The sequence below is a fragment of the Microbacterium sp. genome, assembly GCF_035687345.1.
Taxonomy (GTDB): Bacteria; Actinomycetota; Actinomycetes; order Actinomycetales; family Microbacteriaceae; genus Microbacterium.
Genome location: NZ_DASRXZ010000091.1, coordinates 16,883 through 37,924, shown reverse-complemented (window position 1 = coordinate 37,924; position 21,042 = coordinate 16,883). Strand labels below are relative to the sequence as shown.

The 21,042-nt window shown below is 70.6% G+C and carries 17 protein-coding genes; 12 read left to right on the top strand and 5 right to left on the bottom strand.

The window, feature by feature from the left end; translation table 11 throughout:
* Positions 1-48 precede the first annotated feature (48 nt).
* The gene (locus VFF97_RS10350) at positions 49-2,055 is read left to right on the top strand and encodes a hypothetical protein (RefSeq protein ID WP_325033419.1); all 2,007 of its coding nucleotides are present in this window, start codon (positions 49-51) and stop codon (positions 2,053-2,055) included.
* Positions 2,052-3,182, top strand: coding sequence for a glycerate kinase (locus tag VFF97_RS10345; RefSeq protein ID WP_325033418.1), 1,131 nt, complete (start codon positions 2,052-2,054; stop codon positions 3,180-3,182). Before VFF97_RS10350 ends, VFF97_RS10345 begins: the two co-directional genes overlap by 4 nt.
* A gap of 18 nt (positions 3,183-3,200) precedes the next feature.
* Here VFF97_RS10345 and galE read toward each other — a convergent pair whose 3' ends face one another.
* Entirely contained in the window at positions 3,201-4,178 is a 978-nt protein-coding gene (gene galE / locus VFF97_RS10340) for a UDP-glucose 4-epimerase GalE (protein WP_325033417.1), read from the bottom strand.
* A 246-nt stretch (positions 4,179-4,424) separates the two neighbouring features.
* Between galE and VFF97_RS10335 the strand changes: the two genes are divergently transcribed.
* The 3 genes from VFF97_RS10335 (at position 4,425) to VFF97_RS10325 (ending at position 7,784) form a co-directional block, all read left to right on the top strand.
* Positions 4,425-5,537, top strand: a complete 1,113-nt coding sequence (locus tag VFF97_RS10335; protein WP_325033416.1) for an NDMA-dependent alcohol dehydrogenase — start codon at positions 4,425-4,427, stop codon at positions 5,535-5,537.
* A gap of 19 nt (positions 5,538-5,556) precedes the next feature.
* Positions 5,557-7,005: an aldehyde dehydrogenase family protein gene (locus VFF97_RS10330; protein ID WP_325033415.1), complete on the top strand. Its 1,449-nt coding sequence runs from the start codon at positions 5,557-5,559 to the stop codon at positions 7,003-7,005.
* A gap of 95 nt (positions 7,006-7,100) precedes the next feature.
* Complete coding sequence (locus VFF97_RS10325) at positions 7,101-7,784, top strand: ThuA domain-containing protein (RefSeq protein WP_325033414.1); 684 nt, start codon at positions 7,101-7,103, stop codon at positions 7,782-7,784.
* 107 nt (positions 7,785-7,891) lie between these two features.
* Here VFF97_RS10325 and VFF97_RS10320 read toward each other — a convergent pair whose 3' ends face one another.
* From VFF97_RS10320 to VFF97_RS10310, 3 genes are all read right to left on the bottom strand, one after another.
* The gene (locus VFF97_RS10320; protein WP_325033413.1) at positions 7,892-8,302 is read right to left on the bottom strand and encodes a GIY-YIG nuclease family protein; all 411 of its coding nucleotides are present in this window, start codon (positions 8,300-8,302) and stop codon (positions 7,892-7,894) included.
* Between the two features lie 183 nt (positions 8,303-8,485).
* A complete protein-coding gene (gene pgm / locus VFF97_RS10315; protein WP_325033412.1) occupies positions 8,486-10,129 on the bottom strand; it encodes a phosphoglucomutase (alpha-D-glucose-1,6-bisphosphate-dependent) in 1,644 nt (547 codons plus the stop codon).
* A 92-nt stretch (positions 10,130-10,221) separates the two neighbouring features.
* Complete coding sequence (locus VFF97_RS10310) at positions 10,222-11,220, bottom strand: Ltp family lipoprotein (RefSeq protein ID WP_325033411.1); 999 nt, start codon at positions 11,218-11,220, stop codon at positions 10,222-10,224.
* Between the two features lie 292 nt (positions 11,221-11,512).
* On the opposite strand from VFF97_RS10310, the gene pheA reads away from it, so the two are divergent.
* The 4 genes from pheA to menC are packed head-to-tail and all read left to right on the top strand — an operon-like array spanning position 11,513 to position 15,158.
* Positions 11,513-12,472, top strand: a complete 960-nt coding sequence (gene pheA / locus VFF97_RS10305) for a prephenate dehydratase (RefSeq protein ID WP_325033410.1) — start codon at positions 11,513-11,515, stop codon at positions 12,470-12,472.
* Positions 12,472-12,915, top strand: a complete 444-nt coding sequence (locus VFF97_RS10300; protein WP_325033409.1) for a pyridoxamine 5'-phosphate oxidase family protein — start codon at positions 12,472-12,474, stop codon at positions 12,913-12,915. The genes pheA and VFF97_RS10300 overlap by 1 nt, the downstream gene beginning before the upstream one ends.
* Before the next feature lie 7 nt (positions 12,916-12,922).
* The gene (locus VFF97_RS10295) at positions 12,923-14,026 is read left to right on the top strand and encodes a M20 family metallopeptidase (RefSeq protein WP_325033408.1); all 1,104 of its coding nucleotides are present in this window, start codon (positions 12,923-12,925) and stop codon (positions 14,024-14,026) included.
* 22 nt (positions 14,027-14,048) lie between these two features.
* Entirely contained in the window at positions 14,049-15,158 is a 1,110-nt protein-coding gene (gene menC, locus VFF97_RS10290) for an o-succinylbenzoate synthase (RefSeq protein ID WP_325033407.1), read from the top strand.
* Positions 15,159-15,177: 19 nt separating this feature from the next.
* Here menC and VFF97_RS10285 read toward each other — a convergent pair whose 3' ends face one another.
* Positions 15,178-16,269, bottom strand: coding sequence for an LLM class flavin-dependent oxidoreductase (locus VFF97_RS10285; protein ID WP_325033406.1), 1,092 nt, complete (start codon positions 16,267-16,269; stop codon positions 15,178-15,180).
* Between the two features lie 200 nt (positions 16,270-16,469).
* Here VFF97_RS10285 and VFF97_RS10280 point away from each other — a divergent pair, with 200 nt between their 5' ends.
* The 3 genes from VFF97_RS10280 to VFF97_RS10270 all read left to right on the top strand — a co-directional run bounded on the left by VFF97_RS10280 (position 16,470) and on the right by VFF97_RS10270 (position 20,921).
* On the top strand, positions 16,470-17,477 hold the full coding sequence (locus tag VFF97_RS10280; RefSeq protein WP_325033405.1) for a LacI family DNA-binding transcriptional regulator: 1,008 nt from the start codon (positions 16,470-16,472) through the stop codon (positions 17,475-17,477).
* A gap of 248 nt (positions 17,478-17,725) precedes the next feature.
* Positions 17,726-19,516 carry a glycoside hydrolase family 13 protein gene (locus tag VFF97_RS10275; protein WP_325033404.1) on the top strand — a complete coding sequence of 597 codons (1,791 nt, stop codon included), beginning with the start codon at positions 17,726-17,728 and terminating at the stop codon, positions 19,514-19,516.
* A 31-nt stretch (positions 19,517-19,547) separates the two neighbouring features.
* Positions 19,548-20,921 (top strand): ABC transporter substrate-binding protein, encoded by a 1,374-nt coding sequence (locus tag VFF97_RS10270; protein ID WP_325033403.1) that lies wholly within the window; start codon positions 19,548-19,550, stop codon positions 20,919-20,921.
* Positions 20,922-21,042 lie beyond the last annotated feature (121 nt).

Sequence of the window (21,042 nt, the reverse complement as noted above, 5' to 3'; positions counted from 1 at the left end):
CCCGTCCGATCCCCGAGAAACCCCCGATCCCGCCGCCGGCTCCGACGCGTGCTCATCGGCGCACTCGTCGCCGCGGGTCTCGTCGCGGCGCCGCTCGCGCCCGCCGCAGCGGCCCCGAGCCCCGCGACGGATCTCGACGGCGTGTGCGTGACGCTGCGCGTGGGCGGCGGGTCGTCGAACCACGTCACGCGCGGGACGCTCGGCTACGGCACGTCGGGTTCGGCGGCGCAGGCGGCGAAGATCCGGTTCGAGGCCACGGCGCTCGGCCGCTACCGGCTCATCGACCACAAGGGGAGCGTGCTGTACCTCAGCGTCCTCAACACCGTGATGCCCGGCTCGAGCTACGGCGACCGCGCCGACTGGACCGTCACGCGCGACGGCAACTCGTACCAGATCGCGGCGACCCTCAACGGCAAGCGCATCGGGTCGTTCCTGGGTGCCCTGGTCGCGGCGAACGGGGCGTTCACGCTCGTGCCGGCGACCGGGTGTGCGACCGTCGCCGACGTCGCGACCGGTGTGAGCGGCGCCGCGCAGCCGGCGGTCAACCCCGACGGCACGCTCAACGGCTTCATCGACGCGCACACGCACGTCACGGCGGCGGTCGGGTTCGGTGGACGGATGCGGTGCGGCACGCCCTTCCACCCGGGCGGCGTCGAAGAGGCTCTCAAGGGCTGCCTCTCGCACTCGGCGATCGGCGTGAGCGGATATCTCGGCGCCCTCATCGCGCGCACCGACCCGTTCATGGACTACCGCGGATGGCCGACGTTCAAGGACTGGCCGACACCGCGAACCCTCCTGCACGAGCAGGCGTACTTCCGCGGCATCGAGCGCGCATGGCTGTCGGGCGAGCGCATCCTCAACGCGCTGCTCGTCGCAAACCGCGTGATCTGCGAGATCTACCCCACCAAGGTGACGAGCTGCGACGAGATGGAGCAGATCCGGCTTCAAGCGCAGTACCTGAAGGACATGCAGGACTACATCGACGCGCAGTCCGGCGGTCCGGGCGAGGGCTGGTTCCGCATCGCGAAGACACCCGCCGAGGTGCGGCGGATCGCCGCCGAGGGCAAGCTCGCGGTGATCGTCGGGGTCGAGAACTCGGAGCTGTTCGGATGCCGCGAGATCCGCGGCGTGCCGCAGTGCACGACCGCGCAGATCGACGCCGGCCTCGATGAGCTCGAGTCGTACGGCGTCAGTGGGATCTACCCCGTCCACAAGTTCGACAACGCGTTCGGCGGAACGCGTTTCGACGCGGGGACGCAGGGCGCCGCAGTGAACATCGGCAACAAGGTCTCCACCGGCCACTGGTGGCAGGTCGAGCCGTGCGAGACCGAGGCCCACGACAACGAGCAGCCGCTGCGCAGCGACGAGATCGCGGCGCTGCTCGGCTCGTCGGGACTGCCGGCCGGCACGATCGTGCCCGTGTATCCCGAGGGTCCGGTGTGCAACATCCGCGGCCTCACCGACCTCGGCCGGTACCTCATCGACCAGGCGATGGACCGCGGCATGATGATCCACATCGACCACATGAGCGTGAAGACGGCGGATGCGGTGCTCGACCTCGCCGAGCAGCGCGGATACCCCGGGGTCATCACGGCGCACACGTGGTCGGATCGCTCGATGATCGCGCGCATCGCGAACGTCGGAGGGTTCGTCGCCTCGTACGCGAACGTCGCCCACACGCAGGAGGGTCGCCCGGGCTTCCTCGACGAGTGGCGCGCCAACCGCGCGGCCGCCGCGCCCGGCGCGATCACGGCGTACGGATTCGGGTCCGACGTGAACGGGCTCGGCGACCAGGCGTACGCGCGCGACGATGCGGCGCAGCATCCGCTCGTCTATCCGCTCACCGCGCTCAACGGTGCGACGCTCGACCGCTTCACGATGGGCCAGCGCACGTTCGACATCAACGTCGACGGCGTCGCGACCTACGGACTGCAGGCCGATTGGACCGTCGACGTCGTGCAGGCCGCGGGGGCCGAGGGGCCGCTGCTGCGCCAGCAGCTCATGTCGGGCGCCGAGGCCTACGTGCGGGTGTGGGAGGCTGCGATCGCCTGGTGAGCACCGTGGGACCGGATGCCCGGACGATCGTGATCGCGCCCGACAGCTTCAAGGGCTCGATCGCGGCGGCGGATGCGGCGGAAGCGCTCGCCGAGGGATGGGCGTCGGTGCGACCGGCTGACCGGATCGTGCTGCGTCCGATGGCTGACGGCGGAGAGGGCACGCTCGACGCGTTCGCCGCCGCGGTGCCGGGCGCTCGCCGCATGCCGGTCACGGTGACGGGACCGGACGGACTGGCGACGGATGCCGCGTGGCTCCTGCTTCCCGCGACGGCGGATGAGCCGTGGGGCGTGGGCGTCGTGGAGCTCGCGTCCACGTCGGGCATCGAGCTGCTCGGCGCACGGCGCCTGCCGTGGGACGCCGACACGACCGGGTTCGGCGAGGCCATCGCGGCCGCGCTCGACCACGGAGTCACGCGCCTCGTGCTCGGCATCGGGTCGAGTGCGTCGACGGACGGCGGTTCGGGGCTGTTGACGGCGCTCGGCGTGAGATTCACGGATGCCGCGGGCGAGCCCGTCGCGCGCGGCGCCCGCGGGCTCGGTGCGGTGGCCGAGGCGGACCTGAGCGGCCTCCGGCCGCTGCCAGCCGGGGGTGCGGTCGTGCTCACCGATGTGACGAACCCACTGCTCGGCCGCTCGGGTGCGGCCGCGGTGTTCGGGCCGCAGAAGGGGCTCGCCGCGCACGAGGTCGCGGCCGCCGATGCGGGGCTCGCGCGCCTCGCGGCGCTCCTTCCGGCAGATCCTTCCGCCCCGGGCGCCGGCGCGGCGGGCGGAGCGGGCCTCGCGCTCCTCGCGTGGGGTGCGCAGCTCGTGCCGGGTGCGAGCGCGGTCGCCGAGCTCGTCGGGCTGCCGGCGGCTGTCGCCGACGCGGCGGTCGTCGTGACGGGCGAGGGCTCGTTCGACGCGCAGTCCGCCTCGGGCAAGACGCCCGCTCACGTCGTCGCGCTCGCGGCGTCGGCCGGCGCGCGGGCGGCTCTCGTCGCGGGGCGGATCGCCGCGGCATCCGATGTGTCGGGTTTCGCGGCGGCCGTCTCGCTCACCGAGCTCGCGGGATCGACGGATGCCGCGCTCGGCGAACCCGCACGCTGGCTGCGCGCCGCGGGCGCGAGCCTCGCGCGCCGGCTGTGACGGCGGCGGGCGGCGGGGTCAGCGCGCGGTGCGACGCGCCTCCCACCCTGAGCGCACCATCTCGTCGACCGTGTGGCGCATGCGCCAGTCGAGGTCGCGTGCCGCGAGCTCGCCGGACGCGACGATGCGGTCGGGGTCGCCCGGGCGTCGCGGACCGATCTCGGGTGTGAAGTCGATCCCCGTGACGCGGGCCATCGCGTCCATGATCTGACGCACCGACAGGCCGTCGCCCGAGCCGAGGTTGTACGCGGGCTCGAGGGGCTCGCCCGCCGCGAGGCGCTGGGCCGCCACGACATGCGCGAGGGCGATGTCGTGCACGTGCACGTAGTCACGCACGTTCGTGCCGTCGGGCGTCGCGTAGTCGTCGCCGTTGATACGGGGCGTGCGGCCGTCGAGCAGCGCCTCGAACACGAGCGGGAAGAGATTGTGCGGGCTCGAGTCGTAGACCTCGGGATCGGCGGAGCCGACGACGTTGAAATAGCGCAGCGACGTGTGGCGAAGCGGATGCTCCGACTCCGCCGTCGCGACGGCCTGGTCGCGCAGCAGCCACTCTCCGATGAGCTTCGACTCGCCGTACGGCGACGCGGGGCGCTTCGCGGTGTCCTCGGTCACGAGGTCGACGTCGGGCGTGCCGTAGACGGCCGCGCTCGACGAGAAGACGATGTTCGAGACATCCGCCGCCGCCATCGCCTCGAGCACGATGCGCGTGCCCTCGACGTTCTGCGCGTACGTGTGGAGCGGGCGCTGCACCGACACCCCCGCGTACTTGAACCCCGCGACGTGGATGACGCCCTCGACGCCGTGGTCGCGCAGCGTGCGCTCCACGAGCTCGCGATCGAGAATGGAACCGCGCACGAACGGCACATCGGCCGGCACGAAGTCCTCGTGGCCGCTCGACAGGTCGTCGATCACCACGGGGGACAGGCCCGCATCGCCGAGAGCGCGCACGACGTGTGCGCCGATGTAGCCGGCGCCGCCGGTCACGAGCCAGGACATGTCCCTCCTCAGGGGGTCGGGGCGCGCCGCATCCGCCGGATCGCCCCGGCCATTCTCCCCGATGGGCGCCCGCTCGCCCGAACCCGCCGTCCCCGTTCTCGGCGACTCGACAGAAAGGGCGGGACGGGGAGGCGGCACTCACTCACGGCGTCTCCCACCTGGTGAAATCCGCACCGTTCGCGCGCCGACGTCCGCCGTATGGTCACGAGAGATCGACAACCCGACGACCTCGACGAGGAGGACGATGTGAAGACGCGTGCCGCCGTGCTGTGGGAGTACGGACAGGACTGGCGCATCGAGGAGATCGAGCTCGACGACCCCGGCGAAGGCGAGGTGCTCGTCAAGCTCGCGGCGACAGGGCTCTGCCAGTCCGACGAGCATGTGCGCACGGGTGAGCTGCCGTTCGACGCACTCCCCGTGATCGGCGGGCACGAGGGCGCCGGAATCGTCGAGAAGGTCGGGCCCGGCGTCACCGACCTCGCGGTGGGCGACCACGTCGTGCTGAGCTTCATCCCCGCGTGCGGCAAGTGCGAGTCGTGCGCCACCGGTCACCAGAACCTGTGCGACGAGGGTGCCGGCATCGGGGTGGGCCTGCAGCGCGACGGCACGTCGCGCCACCACGTGAACGGTCACGACGCACGGCTCATGTGCATGCTCGGGACCTTCTCGCCGTACACGGTCGTGCGCGAGACCTCGGTCGTGAAGATCCGCGACGACGTTCCGCTCGACAAGGCGGCATTGGTCGGATGCGGCGTCACCACCGGCTGGGCGACCGCCGTCTACGCGGCGGGCGTCAAACCCGGTGACACGGTGGCCGTGCTCGGCATCGGCGGCGTGGGCGCGAACGCCGTGCAGGGTGCGGCGATGGCGGGTGCGAAGCAGATCCTCGCGATCGACCCGTCCGAGTTCAACCGCGAGGAGGCGCGGACCTTCGGCGCGACCCACACGTTCGCGAGCGCCGCGGAGGCGCGGGACGCGCTGCCCGGACTCACATGGGGGCGGATGGCGAACTCCGCCATCATCACCGTCGACGTGGCGACCGGCGAGATCGTCGGCGACGCGCTCTCGCTCGTCGGAAAGCGCGGCACCGTCGTGCTGACGTCGCTCGCAGACGTCACCGACACGACGATCAACGCCCCGATGTTCGAGATCACGGCGTACGAGAAGCGCCTCGTGGGCGCGTTGTTCGGCAGCGCGAACCCGCGCTACGACATCCCGCGGCTGCTCGATCTGTACATGGACGGCGAGCTGAAGCTCGACGAGCTCGTGACCCGCACGTATGAGTTCGACGACATCAACCAGGGCTACGTGGACATGCGGGAGCACCGCAACATCCGCGGCATGGTCCTCTTCGACTGACGCGACGACAGGAGATCGCATGGCTTTCACCGGACAGCTCTACATCGACGGCGAGTGGACGACGGGATCCGGCGGCGGCACGTTCGAGACGTTCGACCCGTCGACCGGTGCCGTCATCGGCACGGCTGTCGAGGCATCCGCATCCGACGTGGACGCCGCGGTCGACGCGGCCGCGCGCGCCTTCGACGATCCCGCGTGGCGCGACATGACCCCCGCCGCACGCGGCAAGCTGCTGTGGCGCATCGCCGACCTCATCGAGCAGCACGCCGACGAGCTCGGCGAGCTCGAGAGCCGCGACGTCGGTCAGGTCGTCGGGTTCGCGCGCGGCAGCATGGCGGGCGCGGCGGACATGTTCCGCTACTTCGCTGGGTGGACGACGAAGCTCGACGGCACCGTCAGCTCGATCTCGGTGCCCGGCTACCTGCACTACACGCGTCGCGAGCCGGTCGGCGTGTGCGCGCTCATCACGCCGTGGAACTTCCCGCTCGCGATCGCGGTGTGGAAGCTCGCGCCCGCGCTCGCGACCGGCAACACGGTCGTGCTGAAGCCCGCCGAGCAGACGCCGCTCACGACCACGCGTCTCGTCGAGCTCGTCGAGGAGGCGGGCGTGCCGAAGGGCGTCGTGAATCTCGTGACGGGTGGACCGGAGGTGGGGCAGGCGCTCGTCGACCACCCGCGGGTCGACAAGGTGTCGTTCACGGGCTCGACCGAGGTCGGGCGCTCGATCGTGCGCGCGTCGGCGGGCAACCTCAAGCGCGTGAGCCTAGAGCTCGGCGGCAAGGCCCCGAACATCGTGCTGAAGGATGCCGACATCGACCAGGCGGTGATCGGCAGCATGCTCGGGGGACTCTTCAACAGCGGCCAGGCGTGCGCCGCGTACAGCCGGTTCTACGTGGACTCCAGCCGCGTCGACGAGTTCACCGACAAGCTCGGCTCGGCGATGTCGAACATGAAGCTCGGTCCGGGCCTGGCTCCCGACACGCAGCTCGGACCGCTCGTGTCGGAGGAGCAGCTCGCACGCGTCGAGGGCTACGTGAAGGGCGGCATCGAGCAGGGCGCCGAGGTGGTGCTCGGGGGCAAGCGCGCGGACGGCGACCTCGCCGCCGGCTTCTTCTTCGAGCCGACGCTCTTCCGCGGCGTCACGCACGACATGACGATCGCGCGCGAGGAGATCTTCGGACCGGTGCTTCCCGTCATCTCGTACGACGACCCCGAGGAGCTCGTCGCGCGGGCGAACGACACCGACTACGGGCTCGTCGCGTGCGTGTGGACGAAGGACGTCGCGCTCGGGCATCGGCTCGCACACGGCATCCGGGCCGGCGAGGTCTACATCAACTCGATGCCCACGCTCGACCCGGCGGCCCCGTGGGGCGGCTTCAAGGCGAGCGGGTGGGGGCGCGAGATGGCCGCGAACGCGCTCGACGCCTACACCGAGACGAAGGGCATCTGGGTGAACCTCGGCGGCTGAGGGTTCGGCCCAAAACCCGGACCCTGAGCGAGGAGCGAAGCGACGAGACGAAGGGCCGCACCGGACGACGTCTTCGGCGGGTAGGTTCGACACTCATGGTCCCCAACGACTCCCCGAACCCGACCGCCGTCATCGCGAGCGGAGGCGGGCGTTACAGCGACCCGCATCACGCGTTCGCCGTGACGTCGGCGCGCATCGCGGAGACGCTCACCGACGACGGCTGGACGGTCACGGTGTTCGGCGATCCCGCAGCCGCCCTCGTCGCGCTCGGGGGCGCGGATCTGCTCGTGATGAACGCCGGTCCGGGCGAGGGTGGAGGCGAGATCGATCCGGATGCCGCATCCGGCCTCGCCTCGGCGCTCGCGCGTGGGATCGGCGTGCTCTCCGTCCACAGCTCGCTGCTCACGCTCCGCGACGTGCCGTTCTGGCGCGAGACGATCGGCGGGGCGTGGGTGGACGCGTCGTCGTGGCACCCCGACATCTCCGACGCCGACATCCGGATCGTGGACCGCGACCACCCGATCACAGCCGGCGCCGACGACTTCACGCTCTACGACGAGCGGTACACCGACCTCGTGATCGACGACCCCGGCATCCGCGTGCTCGCCGCCCATGAGCTCGACGGCGTGCGGCATCCGCTGCTGTGGGTGCGCGAAGCGGGTGACAGCCGCGTCGCCGTGTCGGCGCTCGGTCATCACGAACGGTCGTACGAATCGCGGGAGCACCGGATGCTCCTGGCCCGCGCCGCCCGCTGGGCCGCCCGCCTTCCCGGGCGCTGAGCAGGCGACTCACCCTTCCCGGTCGTTGAGGGAGCGGAGCGAGACGAAGCGTCGGCGTCGTTGTGCGCTTCGTCTCGTCGCTTCGCTCCTCGCTCAGTGTGCGGGGGTCACCCTTCTCGGCCGCTGAGCGAGCGGAGCGAGACGAAGCGCGGTGCTCGATCAGCGCCCTCGCGACCGACGACTCCAGCCCGGCACTCGTCGTACCGCCCGTCGATGAGCAGCTGCTTCTTCGCGCGAGACCACCCTTGAATGCGCTTCTCCCACCCGAATGCGTCCGCGACACGTTCGAAGCCGCTGAACCAGACGAGTTCGACCGGCAAGCGTTCGCGGGTGTAGATGGCGCCTTCGCCGTTCTGATGCTGCGCGAGCCTCGCCTCGAGATCTGTCGTGCTGCCCGTGTAGAAGGAACCGTCGGCGCACCGAAGGATGTAGACATACGCCATCTCCGGGACGGTAGTCAAATGAATCAGCGGTGACCGGACTATCCACAGGTGGGCGCCGAAGTCGCGTTCATCCACAAGTCCTCGCGAGGGACGTTTCTCCGGTCGCTGAGCGAGCGCAACGAGACGAAGCGCCGGCGTCGTGGTGCGCTTCGTCTCGTCGCTTCCCTCCTCGCTCAGCGTCCGGGTGGTACGCCCCTCCTCGCTCAGCGCCCGGGGGCCGCTCGTCGCTCAGCGTCCGGGTGGGGCGCGCCGCGCGTCTCACACCGCGCCGAGCGCCTCCGACACGACCGCGCGCGCCTCCTCCTGGACCTGGGCGAGGTGCTCGGGGCCGCGCAGGGACTCGGCGTAGAGCTTGTAGACGTCCTCGGTGCCGGACGGGCGCGCGGCGAACCACGCGTCATCCGTCACGACCTTGAGACCGCCGATCGCGGCGCCGTTGCCGGGCGCGTGCGACAGCTTCGCCGTGATCGGCTCGCCGGCGAGTTCCGTCGCCGTGACGGCCTCGGGTGAGAGCTTCGCCAGTGCCGCCTTCTGCGCGGGAGTCGCAGGCGCGTCGACGCGCTGATAGGCCGACGATCCGAACTGCGCCTCGAGCTCGGCGTACCGCTGCGACGGGGTCTTGCCCGTGACGGCGAGGATCTCGGACGCGAGGAGGCACAGGATGATCCCGTCTTTGTCGGTCGTCCACACCGCGCCGTCGCGCCGCAGGAACGACGCTCCCGCCGACTCCTCGCCGCCGAACACGATCGACCCGTCGAGCAGGCCCGGCACGAACCACTTGAACCCGACCGGCACCTCGTAGAGCCGACGCCCGAGGGCGGCGACGACCCGGTCGATGATCATCGACGACACGAGGGTCTTGCCGACCGCGGCATCCGTCGGCCAGTCCGGCCGGTGCGTCACGAGATAGTCGATCGCGACCGCGAGGTAGTGGTTCGGGTTCATGAGCCCCGCGTCGGGCGTCACGATGCCGTGCCGGTCGGCGTCGGCGTCGTTGCCCGTGAGCAGGTCGTAGTCGCCGCGCCGTGCGACGAGCGCGGCCATCGCGTACGGCGACGACGGATCCATGCGGATCTTCTCGTCCCAGTCGAGCGTCATGAACTTCCACGTCGGGTCGACATCGGGGTTCACGACGGTCAGGTCGATCCCGTACATCTCGGCGATGAGCGCCCAGTAATCGACGGATGCCCCGCCCAGCGGGTCCGCGCCGATGCGAATGCCCGACGAGCGGATCGCGTCCATGTCGATCACGTTCGCGAGGTCGCGCACGTACGCGTCGCGGAAGTCGTACTCGCCGAGCGCGTCGGCGTCGAGGTCGGCGAACCGCGTGCGGACGACGCCGTCGAGCCCCGCCGCGATCAGCTCGTTCGCTCGCTGCGCGATCCAGCTCGTGGCGTCGACGTCGGCCGGTCCGCCGTCCGGCGGGTTGTACTTGAAGCCGCCGTCGCGGGGCGGGTTGTGGCTCGGTGTGACGACGATCCCGTCCGCGCGACCCGGGTCGTCGGCGGCGCGGCCGCGGTTGTGGGTGAGGATCGCGTGGCTCAGGGCCGGCGTCGGCACCCACGAGTCGCGCGCGTCCACCCGCACATCCACCCCGTTTCCGACGAGCACCTCGATCGCGCTGCGCTCGGCCGGAAGCGACAGCCCGTGCGTGTCGCGTCCGAGGAACAGGGGCCCCGTGATCCCCTGCGAGCGCCGGTACTCGACGATCGCCTGCGTCGTGGCGAGGATGTGGTCTTCGTTGAAGCTCGTCGTCAGAGCCGAACCGCGGTGACCGCTCGTGCCGAACGCGACGCGCTGGGCCGGGTTCGACGCATCCGGTTTGCGGTCGTAGTACGCGGCGATCAGTTCGTCGACGTCGATGAGGTCGGATGCTTCGGCTGGCTGTCCTGCACGAGTCATGCGTTTAGTCTGCCGCGCGGCGCGGCGTTCTGTCGCCGGGTTGCATCGAGGCGGGAGAACCGCCACACGGCTCTCCCGCCTCGACGGGTGACTCAGTAGCCGACCGCGGCCAGCGCGAACTCGATCTGCTCCGGCGTGAAGCCTTCGAAGGCCAGCTGCTCGTACAGGCCCTGCCGCGAGAACGCCGTGAGCTCGAGATAGGACTCGGCCTTCTCGGCCGCTTCGGCGTTCCAGTCGGCGTCCACGAAGTCGACGGCGAACGTCGCGTCCTCCGTCGAGTACCCCTCGAACTCGAGCTGCTCGATGAGGCCGGTGCGGGAGAAGCCGGTGAGATCGAGGTACGACTGCGCCCGCCGGACCGCGTTCTCCTGGGCGAGCGTCAGCACGGGCTTCGGCGCCTCCGCGGTGACGAGGATCTCGGTGCCGGGGTCCGCCTGGCGGCCCTCCGAGAGCGTCTGCGTCAGGACGACCCAGTCGTCGCCGGTGCCGTCCGGCACAGCGAGCACGAATCCGGCGTCCTCCACCGCGGCACGGGCTTCCGCGACGGTCAGGCCGACGAGGCCCGGCACCGCCTCACGGTCGTCCACGGGGGCCGGTTCCTCGGCCACGGGCTCTTCGCGGGAGATCTGCGTGGTATCGGTGGGCGACGAGGCGCTGCTGAGGCTCGCGGCGACGGCACCGTTGATGGCGCTGATGACGATTCCGAGTGCGACGATCGCACCGGTCACGATCCACGCGACCTTCTTGTACCGGTCGTATCCGTCGAGCGGGCGTCCGTCCTTGTCGCGCGCGGCGCCGGCGAGGATCAGGATGAGATCGATCAGCCACCAGATGCCGAATCCGCCGAACGTGATCAGCTTCAGGATGCCGGTGCCGACCTTCCCCAGGTAGAAGCGGTCGACGCCGAAGACGCCGAGGAAGTACGACAGCAGCCACGCGGCGATGAACTGCTTGCCGGGAACACCGGGCGCCGCGGGCGCTTGGTACGGAGGCGGCGACGATGGCGCGGCGTACTGCGGTGCGGAGTACTGCGGCGTCGCGTCGGGGGCCGGCGCCGGCGCAGCCGGCGGGACCGGAGGAATGCTGTTCATGGACGTTCCTTCGTCGATGCGTCAATGGGGAAGGGATCGAGCGGGCGGATGCTCCCCTTGCGACTTCGCCCGCGCACGCGAACCCTCGCCGCATGCAGTGAAAGCGGCCGGGTGACTTCGCACCGACGAGGTGACCCACGGGGTTCAGCCGTATCGTTCGTGCTCCGTCGTCCCGACCGCTGACTCCATGCTCGCTGCGCACCGATCCTGCGGACGGGACGAAAGGCCCGTCGGTTTCGCATCGACCCGGACGCGGAGCGACGTGTCTTCGCCCCGGACTAGGCTGAACGCCGTGACCGACCAGCCCGAGGCTCCCCGTCGCCGCACGTACAGCTATCTCGGCCCGGCGGGCACGTTCACCGAAGCGGCGCTCGCTCAGGTTCCCGAGGCCCGAGACCAGATCTGGCGGCCCGTCCGCAACGTGGGCGAAGCGCTCAACGACGTCATCGACGGCACGTCCGACGCCGCGATGATCGCGATCGAGAACTCCGTCGACGGCGGGGTCTCGACCGCACAGGACGCGCTCGCGACCGTCCCCGGCCTCCGGATCGTGGGTGAGTATCTGGTCCCGGTCGAGTTCGTCCTCGTCGGCCGCCCGGGAACACGCCTCGAAGACGTGTCGCTCGTGGCGGCGCATCCGGTCGCCTACGCCCAGTGCTTGCAGTGGCTCACCAAGACCCTGCCCGCCCACGCGCATATCCCGGCCGCGAGCAATGTGGCCAGCGCCGTGGGCCTGATCGACGGGACGAGCGATGCGGATGCCGCGATCGCCCCGCCCGGGATCCTCGAGCACCACGAGCTCGAGCTGCTCGCCGAGAGCATCGGCGACAACCCGAACGCGGTGACCCGCTTCGTGCTCGTGGGGCGCACGGTTCCGCCGCCCCCGCCGACGGGGGCCGACAAGACATCGCTCATCGTGGAGTTGCCCGAAGACCGGCCGGGTGCGCTGCTCGAGATGCTCGAGCAGTTCGCGACGCGGGGCATCAACCTGTCGCTGCTGGCGTCCCGCCCCATCGGCGACGCCCTCGGCCGGTACCGGTTCGTGATCGATGCCGACGGGCACATCCAGGACGAGCGCATGGCCGACGCACTGCTCGGGCTCCGGCGCTTCAGCCCGAAGGTCGTGTTCCTCGGGTCGTACCCGCGCGCCGACAGGGTGGTCGTCCACTATCCCGAACGATATTCCGACGACGTGTTCGTCGAGGCCCGCGACTGGCTCCGCGGGCTGCTCAGCGGAGAACCGGAGGTCTGATGCCGACGAAGCTCGAACTCGATCCCACGAACGAGATCCACGCCCGCACGCTGGAGCGGCTCGAGACGGATGAGATCGGCTGGCTCGGCACGAACGGGCGCGACGGGTACCCGCACGCGGTGCCGGTGTGGTTCTTCTGGCACGAGGGCACGATCCTCGTGTTCGTGCAGCCGCACTCGGTGAAGACCCGCAACATCCAGGCCGACCCGAAAGTGCTGTTCCATCTCGAGACCGACGAGGTCGGCGACGACGTGCACATCATCCAGGGCACCGCCGTCATCTCGCCCGAGTCGACGAGGGTGTGGATCGACCGCCTCGGCGACGCGTACTTCGCGAAGTACCAGGCCGCCCTCGACCGCCTCGGATGGAAGATCGACCGCATCGAGGACGAGTACTCGGTCGCGGTCGTCATCACGCCCGAGAAGTTCATCGGCTGGCTGTGAGGCGCTCATGACGGCCGAACCCGTCACGGTCGGCGCGATCGTCGAGACGGTCCGCGCGCTCGTGGAATGCGAGTCGCCCTCGGCCGACCACGCGGCCGTCGCGCGATCGGCCGACGTCGTCGCCGCCGTCGGCGAACGGCTGCTGGGTGTGGCCCCTGAGCGCTTCGTGATCGACGGCGTCGCACACCTGCGCTGGCGATTCGGCGAGGAGACCCGCGTGCTGCTGCTCGCGCACCACGACACGGTGTGGCCCATCGGCACGATCGAGCGGATCCCGTTCGCGATCTCGGGCGACGTCATGACGGGTCCCGGATGCTTCGACATGAAGGTCGGCCTCGCGATGGCCCTCCACGTGATCGCGTCGCTCGACGACCGCGACGGGGTGACACTGCTCGTGACCGGCGACGAGGAGGTGGGCTCGCCGAGCTCGCGTCGCCTCATCGAAGACACGGCGCGCGGAGCGCGTGCCGCGTTCGTGCTCGAAGCGTCGGCCGACCGCGGCGCGCTCAAGCTCGAGCGCAAGGGCGTCTCGCTCTACGAGGTGGCCGTCGACGGACTCGCCGCCCACGCGGGCCTCGAGCCCGAGAAGGGCGTGAACGCGACGATCGAGCTCGCACACCAGGTCCTCGCCATCGCGGCGCTGGCCGACCCCGAGCTCGGAACCTCGGTCACGCCGACCGTCGCCGGCTCCGGGTCGACGACGAACACCGTGCCGGCGCGCGCTTCCGTCTGGGTCGACGTGCGTGCGCGCACCGCCGCCGAGCAGCAACGCGTCGACACCGCGATCCGCGCACTCGCAACGGTGACGCCCGGCGCGAGCGTGGCGGTGCGGGGCGGTGTCAACCGCCCGCCGCTCGAGGCTGCGGCATCCGCCTCTCTGTTCGCTCGTGCGCAGGCGCTCGCGGCGGGACTCGGTCTCGACCCGCTCGTCGGCGTGGCGGTCGGCGGCGGAAGCGACGGCAACTTCACCGCCGGCATCGGCGTCCCGACCCTCGACGGCCTCGGTGCTGTCGGCGGGGGAGCGCACGCCGAGCACGAGCACGTCATCGTCAGCGAGATCGCCCCGCGCACCGCCCTCGTAGCCGCGCTCGTCGCGGACCTGGCATCGTGAGACACGAAGGGGGAACCGCCCGATGAAGATCGAAGGCTTCGAGCTGCGGCGCATCGCGATGCCGCTCGTGTCGCCGTTCCGGACGTCGTTCGGCACGCAGACCGCGCGCGACATCCTGCTGGTGAAGGCGGTGACGGATGCCGCATCCGGCTGGGGCGAGTGCGTGACCCTGCCCGACCCGATCTACTCGCCCGAGTACACCGAGGGCGCCGTCGACGTCATGAAGCGGTTCCTGATCCCTGCGCTCGCGGCGGCGGGGGTGTCGGATGCGCCGGCGATGGCCGAGGCGCTCAAGAAGTTCAAGAGCCACCGCATGGCGAAGGGCGCGCTCGAGATGGCGGTGCTCGACGCCGAGCTGCGCGCCGAAGGGCGCTCGTTCGCGCGCGAGCTCGGCTCGGTGCACGACCGCGTGCCCTGCGGGGTCTCGGTCGGGATCATGGACTCGATCCCGCAGCTGCTCGACGCCGTCGGCGGTTACCTCGACGCGGGGTACGTGCGCATCAAGCTCAAGATCGAGCCGGGGTGGGACATCGAGCCCGTCCGCGCCGTGCGCGAGCGCTTCGGAGACGATGTGCTGCTCCAGGTCGACGCCAACACGGCGTACACGCTTCGCGACGCGCGCCACCTCGCGAAGCTGGACGAGTTCGACCTCCTGCTGATCGAGCAGCCCCTCGAAGAGGAGGACATGCTCGGCCACGCCGACCTCGCGAAGGTCGTGAAGACGCCCATCTGCCTCGACGAGACGATCACGTCCGCCCAGACCGCGGCCGCCGCGATCCGTCTCGACGCCACCCAGGTCATCAACATCAAGCCCGGTCGCGTGGGCGGATACCTCGAGGCCCGCCGCATCCACGACCTCGCGGCGGCGCACGGCGTGCCGGTGTGGTGCGGCGGCATGGTCGAGTCGGGCATCGGGCGCGCGGCGAACGTCGCGCTCGCGTCGTTGCCCGGATTCACCCTCCCGGGCGACGTGTCGGCGAGTGACCGCTTCTATGCGACCGACATCACCCCGCCGTTCGTCATGCGGGACGGGCACCTCGACGTCCCGCAGGGTGCGGGCCTCGGCGTCGAGCCGGTGCCCGAGATCCTCGACGAGCTCACGACCTCGGTGGAGTGGGTGCCCGCCGCCTGACGTCCGCCGCGGCGCTCGCTCAGCCGGCGAGGTCGAGCTCGTCCGCGAGCAGCTCGAGCGTCTGGGTGCGGCCGGGTGCGGCATCCGTCGGCTCCGCGTCGTACGACGCCGCGATCGGCGAGATCATGACCTCGTCGACGTCGTACTGCTGCGCGAAGGACGACAGGGCGGATGCCACGTCAGCCCCCGTGCCGACGAACCACTTGGCGCGGGCGGAAGCCATGACGGACTGCGCGAGCCCGTCGAAGCTCTCGTTCGCCTTCGCCTGCTCGACCGTCTCGAGCGGCACGAGCGGCATGTTCGTGCGCAGGCGCGCCATCATGTGGAGCTGGGGGAGCGCGCGATCCTCCGCCTCCTCGGCCGTCGGCGCGGCGATGACGTTGGCGGTGAGGAACGTGCGCGGCTCGGGGTAGCGCTCGTTCGGGCGGAACTCCGAGCGGTACAGCGCGAGGATGCGCTCGAGCCCCTCGCCCGAGAAGTGGTTCGCGAACACATACGGCAGTCCGTAGGCCGCAGCGAGGCGCGCGGAGTAGTCGCTCGATCCGAGCAGCCACACCTCGGGAACGGTCGTCGCGGCGGGCGTCGCGTGCACGCCGTAGGTGCCGCCCGACGAGTGGCTCGACGAGTTCACCAGCCGGACCGTGGCGCCCTCGCTCGACACGAGCGCCACGATGTCGGCGACGTTGTCGGGGAAGCGGTCGACGTCGCTCGTCGTGCCGCTCTGCCGCAGCAGCTGCGTGATGACGGGGTCGCTGCCCGGGGCGCGGCCGATGCCGAGGTCGATGCGCCCGGGAGCGAGCGCTTCGAGCGCCGCGAACTGCTCGGCCACGACGAGCGGCGAGTGGTTGGGCAGCATGACGCCACCCGATCCGACGCGGATGCGCTCGGTGCGCGCCGCGGCTGCCGCGACCAGCACGGGCGGGGTGGTCGACGCGACGGCGGGCATGTTGTGATGCTCGGCGAACCAGTAGCGGCGGTATCCGAGGCGATCGGCGGTCTGCACGAGATCGACGGATGCCGCGACCGCCTCCGCGCTCGTCTGCCCCGCGCGCACCGGCACGAGGTCGAGAACCGAAAGGGCGAGGCGGGGCGCAGACGTGGAAGTGCTCATCTCCGAGAGCAACCCGCGGACGCATCCGCTCATTCCTGTTCCCACCTGTTCCCATCTGCGCGAGTGCACGACTTCGCGCCCGATGCACGACGTAGCCACGTCGCCATGCGGTGCACTCGACGCCACGTCGTGCACTCGCGGCCTGGGGAGCCCTTGCGCCCACTTGCGCGTGTACGCAAGTTCTTGCGTACACTGAGCGCATGTCGAAGCGTCTCGCCGAAGTGGCGCGCAAGGTGGGGGTCAGCGAAGCGACCGTCAGTCGCGTGCTCAACGACAAGCCGGGGGTCTCGGATGCCACGCGCCAGGCCGTCCTCACGGCCCTCGACGTGCTCGGATACGAGCGCCCGACGAAGCTGCGCGGAGGGCGCGCGCGCCTCGTGGGGCTCGTGCTTCCCGAGCTGCAGAACCCGATCTTCCCCGCGCTCGCCGAGATCATCGGCGGCGGTCTGACGCAGAACGGCTACACACCGCTGCTGTGCACGCAGAACGCGGGCGGCATCACCGAATCCGATTACGTCGACCTCCTCTTGCAGCAGCAGGTGTCGGGTGTGGTCTTCCTCGGCGGCAATTACAGCCAGGCGGATGCCCCGCACGCCCACTACGAGCGACTGCGCCAGGTGAACCTCCCGACCGTGCTCGTGAACGCGCGCATCGACTCGCTCGACTTCGCGACGGTGTCGACCGACGACGGGGCCGCGGCGGAGCAGGCGATCCAGCACCTGCATCAGCTCGGCCACCGTCGCATCGGGCTTCTGCTCGGTCCGCCCGATCACATCCCTTCGCAGCGCAAGCTCGCCGCAGCCCGGCCGCTGCTCGAGAAGCTCGGGTCTCCCCTCGACGAAGAGCTCGTCGTGCGGGGCCTGTACTCGCTCGAGTCGGGTCAGGCCGGTGCTTCGCGCCTGTTCGCGTCCGGCGCGACCGCGATCGTGTGCGCGAGCGATCCGCTGGCACTGGGTGCCGTGCGCGCTGCCCGTCGCGCGGGTCTGCGTGTTCCGGAGGACGTGAGCATCGTCGGGTTCGATGACTCCGCGCTCATGAGCTGCACCGAACCGCCACTGACGACCGTGCGCCAGCCGATCGAGTCGATGGGCCGCACCGTGATCGAACTGCTCCTCTCGCAGGTCGCCGGCACGACCGAGGCCGGCGACGAGCTGCTCTTCGAGCCCGAGCTCGTCCTGCGCGGTTCGACCGGCCCCGTCCCCGAGTAGACCCCCGCGCTTCACCGCCCGGTCGCCGAGCGAGGCGCGCAGCGACGAGACGAAGCGCGCGCCGTCCGCGGTGCGCTTCGTCTCGCTCGCTCAGCGTCCGGGAAGGAGCCCGCGCACGCGTCGCTCCGCCCTGCGAGCGCGCTCACCAAGCCAACAGATAATCGCGATCTTGCAAAGAGTCATCAAACTCTTGCGCACATCAAGCGGACGCACTACCGTCATCCCTACCGAACTTTCGTTGATTCCCGATGACGAGGAGCTCAGTGGACAGCGACGTCCTGACCCGCACGAGCGAGGCAGCTGAAACCCGCGGCGTTCTCACGCCCCGCACCGACGACCCGCAGTGGTGGCGGTCCGCCGTCATCTACCAGGTGTACGTGCGCAGCTTCGCCGACGGGAACGGCGACGGCACGGGCGACCTCGCGGGAGTGCGGCAACGGCTCGGCTACCTCAAGACGCTCGGCGTCGACGCGCTGTGGTTCAACCCGTGGTACCCGAGCCCGATGGCCGACGGCGGATACGACGTGCAGGACTATCGCGACATCGACCCGCGGTTCGGAAACCTCGCCGAGGCGGAGGCGCTCATCCAGGAGGCGCTGGCGCTCGGCATCCGCACGATCATCGACATCGTCCCGAATCACGTGTCCGACCAGCATCCGTGGTTCCAGGCGGCCCTCGCGGCAGGCCCCGGCAGCCCGGAGCGTGAGCGGTTCTGGTTCCACCCGGGCAAGGGCCCGAACGGCGACGAGATGCCGACGCGGTGGGTGTCGAACTTCCAGGGCGAGACGTGGACGCGCACGACGAACCCCGACGGGACGCCGGGGGAGTGGTATCTGCACCTGTTCACGCCCGAGCAGCCCGACCTGAACTGGAACCACCCCGATGTGCGGCGCGAGCACGAGGAGATCCTGCGGTTCTGGTTCGATCGGGGCGTCGCGGGCGTGCGCATCGACTCGGCGGCCCTGCTGATCAAGGATCCCGATCTGCCCGAGGTCGGTGAGAAGCAGGGCCCCGGCTCGCACCCCACCGAGGACCGTGACGAGCTGCACGACGTCTACCGCTCGTGGCGCGCGATCGCGGACTCGTACCCCGGCACGCGCGTGCTCGTGGGCGAGATCTGGCTGCCCGACATCGTGCGGTTCACGAACTACCTGCGCCCCGACGAGATGCACACCGCGTTCAACTTCGACTTCCTCGCGCGGCCGTGGGGCGCGCAGTCGTTCCGCGAGTCGATCGACGCGACCCTCGCGGCGCACGCCCCGGTCGGCGCCCCGAGCACGTGGGTGCTCAGCAACCACGACGTCACGCGCCCCGTCACACGGTACGGGCGAGAGGACACCGCGTTCGCCTTCCTCAAGAAGCGCTTCGGCGTGCCGACCGACCCCGAGCTCGGCCTGCACCGCGCTCGTGCGGCCGCACTCCTCGTCGCGGCCCTGCCCGGCAGCCTCTACATCTACCAGGGCGACGAGCTCGGCCTGCCCGAGGTCGAGGACCTCCCGATCGAGCTCATCCAGGACCCGATGCACCACCGGTCCGGCGGCATCGATCCGGGGCGCGACGGATGCCGCGTGCCCCTGCCCTGGTCGGGCGACCGCCCGCCCTTCGGGTTCAGTCCCGACGGCGTCGAGACGTGGCTGCCGCAGCCCGAATCGTGGCGCGCGCTCACGGTCGAGGCGCAGGAGGCGGACCCCGCGTCGACGCTGAACCTGTATCGCGAGGCGCTGCGCGTGCGCCGCGACCTCGATCCCGACGTGCCGCTCGAGTGGTGGCACGACGCCGTCCCCGCCGGCACGCCCGGCGCCGACGACGTCTTGTCCTTCCGGCGCGGCGACTTCGCGTGCGTCGTGAACACCGGCGAGAGCCCCGTGCCGCTGCCCGTCGGCGCGGAGCTCCTGCTCACGAGCAGCCCGCTCGACGGCGGTCGGCTCGCGGGCAACTCCACAGCGTGGCTGCGTGTCTCCGACGAGACCACGGATGCCGGCGCATCCGACGCGGCGACGGGCACCCCGCACACCCCGGAGGGTCCCGCGGCAGCGTGACGCGGCATCCGCCACCAAGAAAGGAAAGACGATGAAGTCACCAGCAAGGGTCCTGCTCGCCGGTGTCGCCGCGGTGGCGACCGTCGGCGCACTCGTGGGCTGCTCGACGAGCAGCAGCGGAGGAGGCGACGAGAGCGGCAAGGTCGAGCTGCGCGTCGCGACCTTCCCGCCCGGAGCGGACGCCGCGGCGTACGAAGCGTTCGCCGCCCAGGAGAAGCAGTTCGAGGACGAGCACCCCGACATCGACATCATCGGCGTCGAGTACGAGTGGGAGGGCCCGACCTTCGCCGTGCAGCTCGCCGGCGGCAGCCTGCCCGACGTGTTCACGGTGCCGTTCACGGACTCCAAGACGCTGCTCGAGAACGGTCAGCTCATGGACGTCACCGCCGAGATCAAGGAGCTCGGCTACGAGGACGCGTTCAACCCGATCATCCTCGACGGGGTGAAGGACTCCGACGGCAACATCTACGGCTTCCCGCGCCAGGCCTACGCGATGGGCCTGCACTACAACCGCGACCTCTTCGAGCAGGCCGGACTCGACCCCGACCAGCCGCCCACCACGTGGGAGGAGGTGCGCGAGTACGCGAAGAAGATCACGGATGCCACGGGCAAGGCCGGCTACGCGCAGATGGCGATCAACAACACCGGCGGCTGGCAGCTCACGGCGCAGACCGTCGCGCGCGGCGGTCGCACCCAGGTCGACAACGAGGACGGCTCGGCCGAGTCGACGATCGACAACGAGGGCACCAAGGCGACGCTCGAGTTCCTCCACGACCTCAAGTGGGAGGACGGCTCCTTCGGCTCGAAGGTCGACCTCGACTGGGGCACGATCAACCAGGAGTTCGCCGCGGGCAACATCGGCATGTACACGTCGGGCTCCGACGTCTACACGGCGCTCGTGCGCGACTTCGGTCTCGAGCCCGACGTCTACGGGCTCGCGGTCGTGCCGATCGAGGGCGACGACCCCGGCACGCTCGGCGGCGGCGACATCGCCGTGATCAGCCCGACGGTCGACGATGCCACCAAGGCCGCGGCGGTCGAGTGGATCGACTGGTACTACATGCAGAAGCTCCTCGACGAGGATGCCGCGGTGCAGGACGCGAAGACGCTCAACGAGTCCGGCCAGGCCGTCGGCACGCCCGTGCTCCCCGTGCTGAGCCGCGAGCTGTACGAGGAGTCGCTCGTGTGGATCGAGGACTACATCAACGTGCCGCGCGACCAGATGAAGCCGTTCACCGACAGCATCTGGGACCAGACGCCGGTCGGCGAGCCGAAGAAGGCGACGCAGGAGATCTACGCGCTGCTCGACACCGTCGTGCAGACGGTGCTCACCGACGAGAACGCCGACATCGACGCGCTCCTCGCGCAGGCCCAGGCCGACGCGCAGGCGATCCTCGACCAGTGAGAAGCGGGGCGGATGCCGCGACGCGCCCGGTCCCGGCATCCGCCCCTTCGTTCATTGCGACGCTTCGACGAGCCCAGCGACCGACATCGGTCCGTGAGCGTGTCGAAGGGTCGACCCCACC

What these genes read in the sequence shown, in the direction of transcription:
- VFF97_RS10295 (WP_325033408.1), top strand. Translation starts at nt 12,923, where the DNA reads ATGACGGCCGAACCCGTCACGGTCGGCGCGATCGTCGAGACGGTCCGC.
- VFF97_RS10280 (WP_325033405.1), top strand. Translation starts at nt 16,470, where the DNA reads ATGTCGAAGCGTCTCGCCGAAGTGGCGCGCAAGGTGGGGGTCAGCGAA.
- VFF97_RS10310 (WP_325033411.1), bottom strand. Translation starts at nt 11,220, where the DNA reads ATGAACAGCATTCCTCCGGTCCCGCCGGCTGCGCCGGCGCCGGCCCCC.
- VFF97_RS10270 (WP_325033403.1), top strand. Translation starts at nt 19,548, where the DNA reads ATGAAGTCACCAGCAAGGGTCCTGCTCGCCGGTGTCGCCGCGGTGGCG.
- pgm (WP_325033412.1), bottom strand. Translation starts at nt 10,129, where the DNA reads ATGACTCGTGCAGGACAGCCAGCCGAAGCATCCGACCTCATCGACGTC.
- VFF97_RS10275 (WP_325033404.1), top strand. Translation starts at nt 17,726, where the DNA reads ATGACGAGGAGCTCAGTGGACAGCGACGTCCTGACCCGCACGAGCGAG.
- galE (WP_325033417.1), bottom strand. Translation starts at nt 4,178, where the DNA reads ATGTCCTGGCTCGTGACCGGCGGCGCCGGCTACATCGGCGCACACGTC.
- VFF97_RS10285 (WP_325033406.1), bottom strand. Translation starts at nt 16,269, where the DNA reads ATGAGCACTTCCACGTCTGCGCCCCGCCTCGCCCTTTCGGTTCTCGAC.
- VFF97_RS10300 (WP_325033409.1), top strand. Translation starts at nt 12,472, where the DNA reads ATGCCGACGAAGCTCGAACTCGATCCCACGAACGAGATCCACGCCCGC.
- VFF97_RS10330 (WP_325033415.1), top strand. Translation starts at nt 5,557, where the DNA reads ATGGCTTTCACCGGACAGCTCTACATCGACGGCGAGTGGACGACGGGA.
- VFF97_RS10325 (WP_325033414.1), top strand. Translation starts at nt 7,101, where the DNA reads ATGGTCCCCAACGACTCCCCGAACCCGACCGCCGTCATCGCGAGCGGA.
- menC (WP_325033407.1), top strand. Translation starts at nt 14,049, where the DNA reads ATGAAGATCGAAGGCTTCGAGCTGCGGCGCATCGCGATGCCGCTCGTG.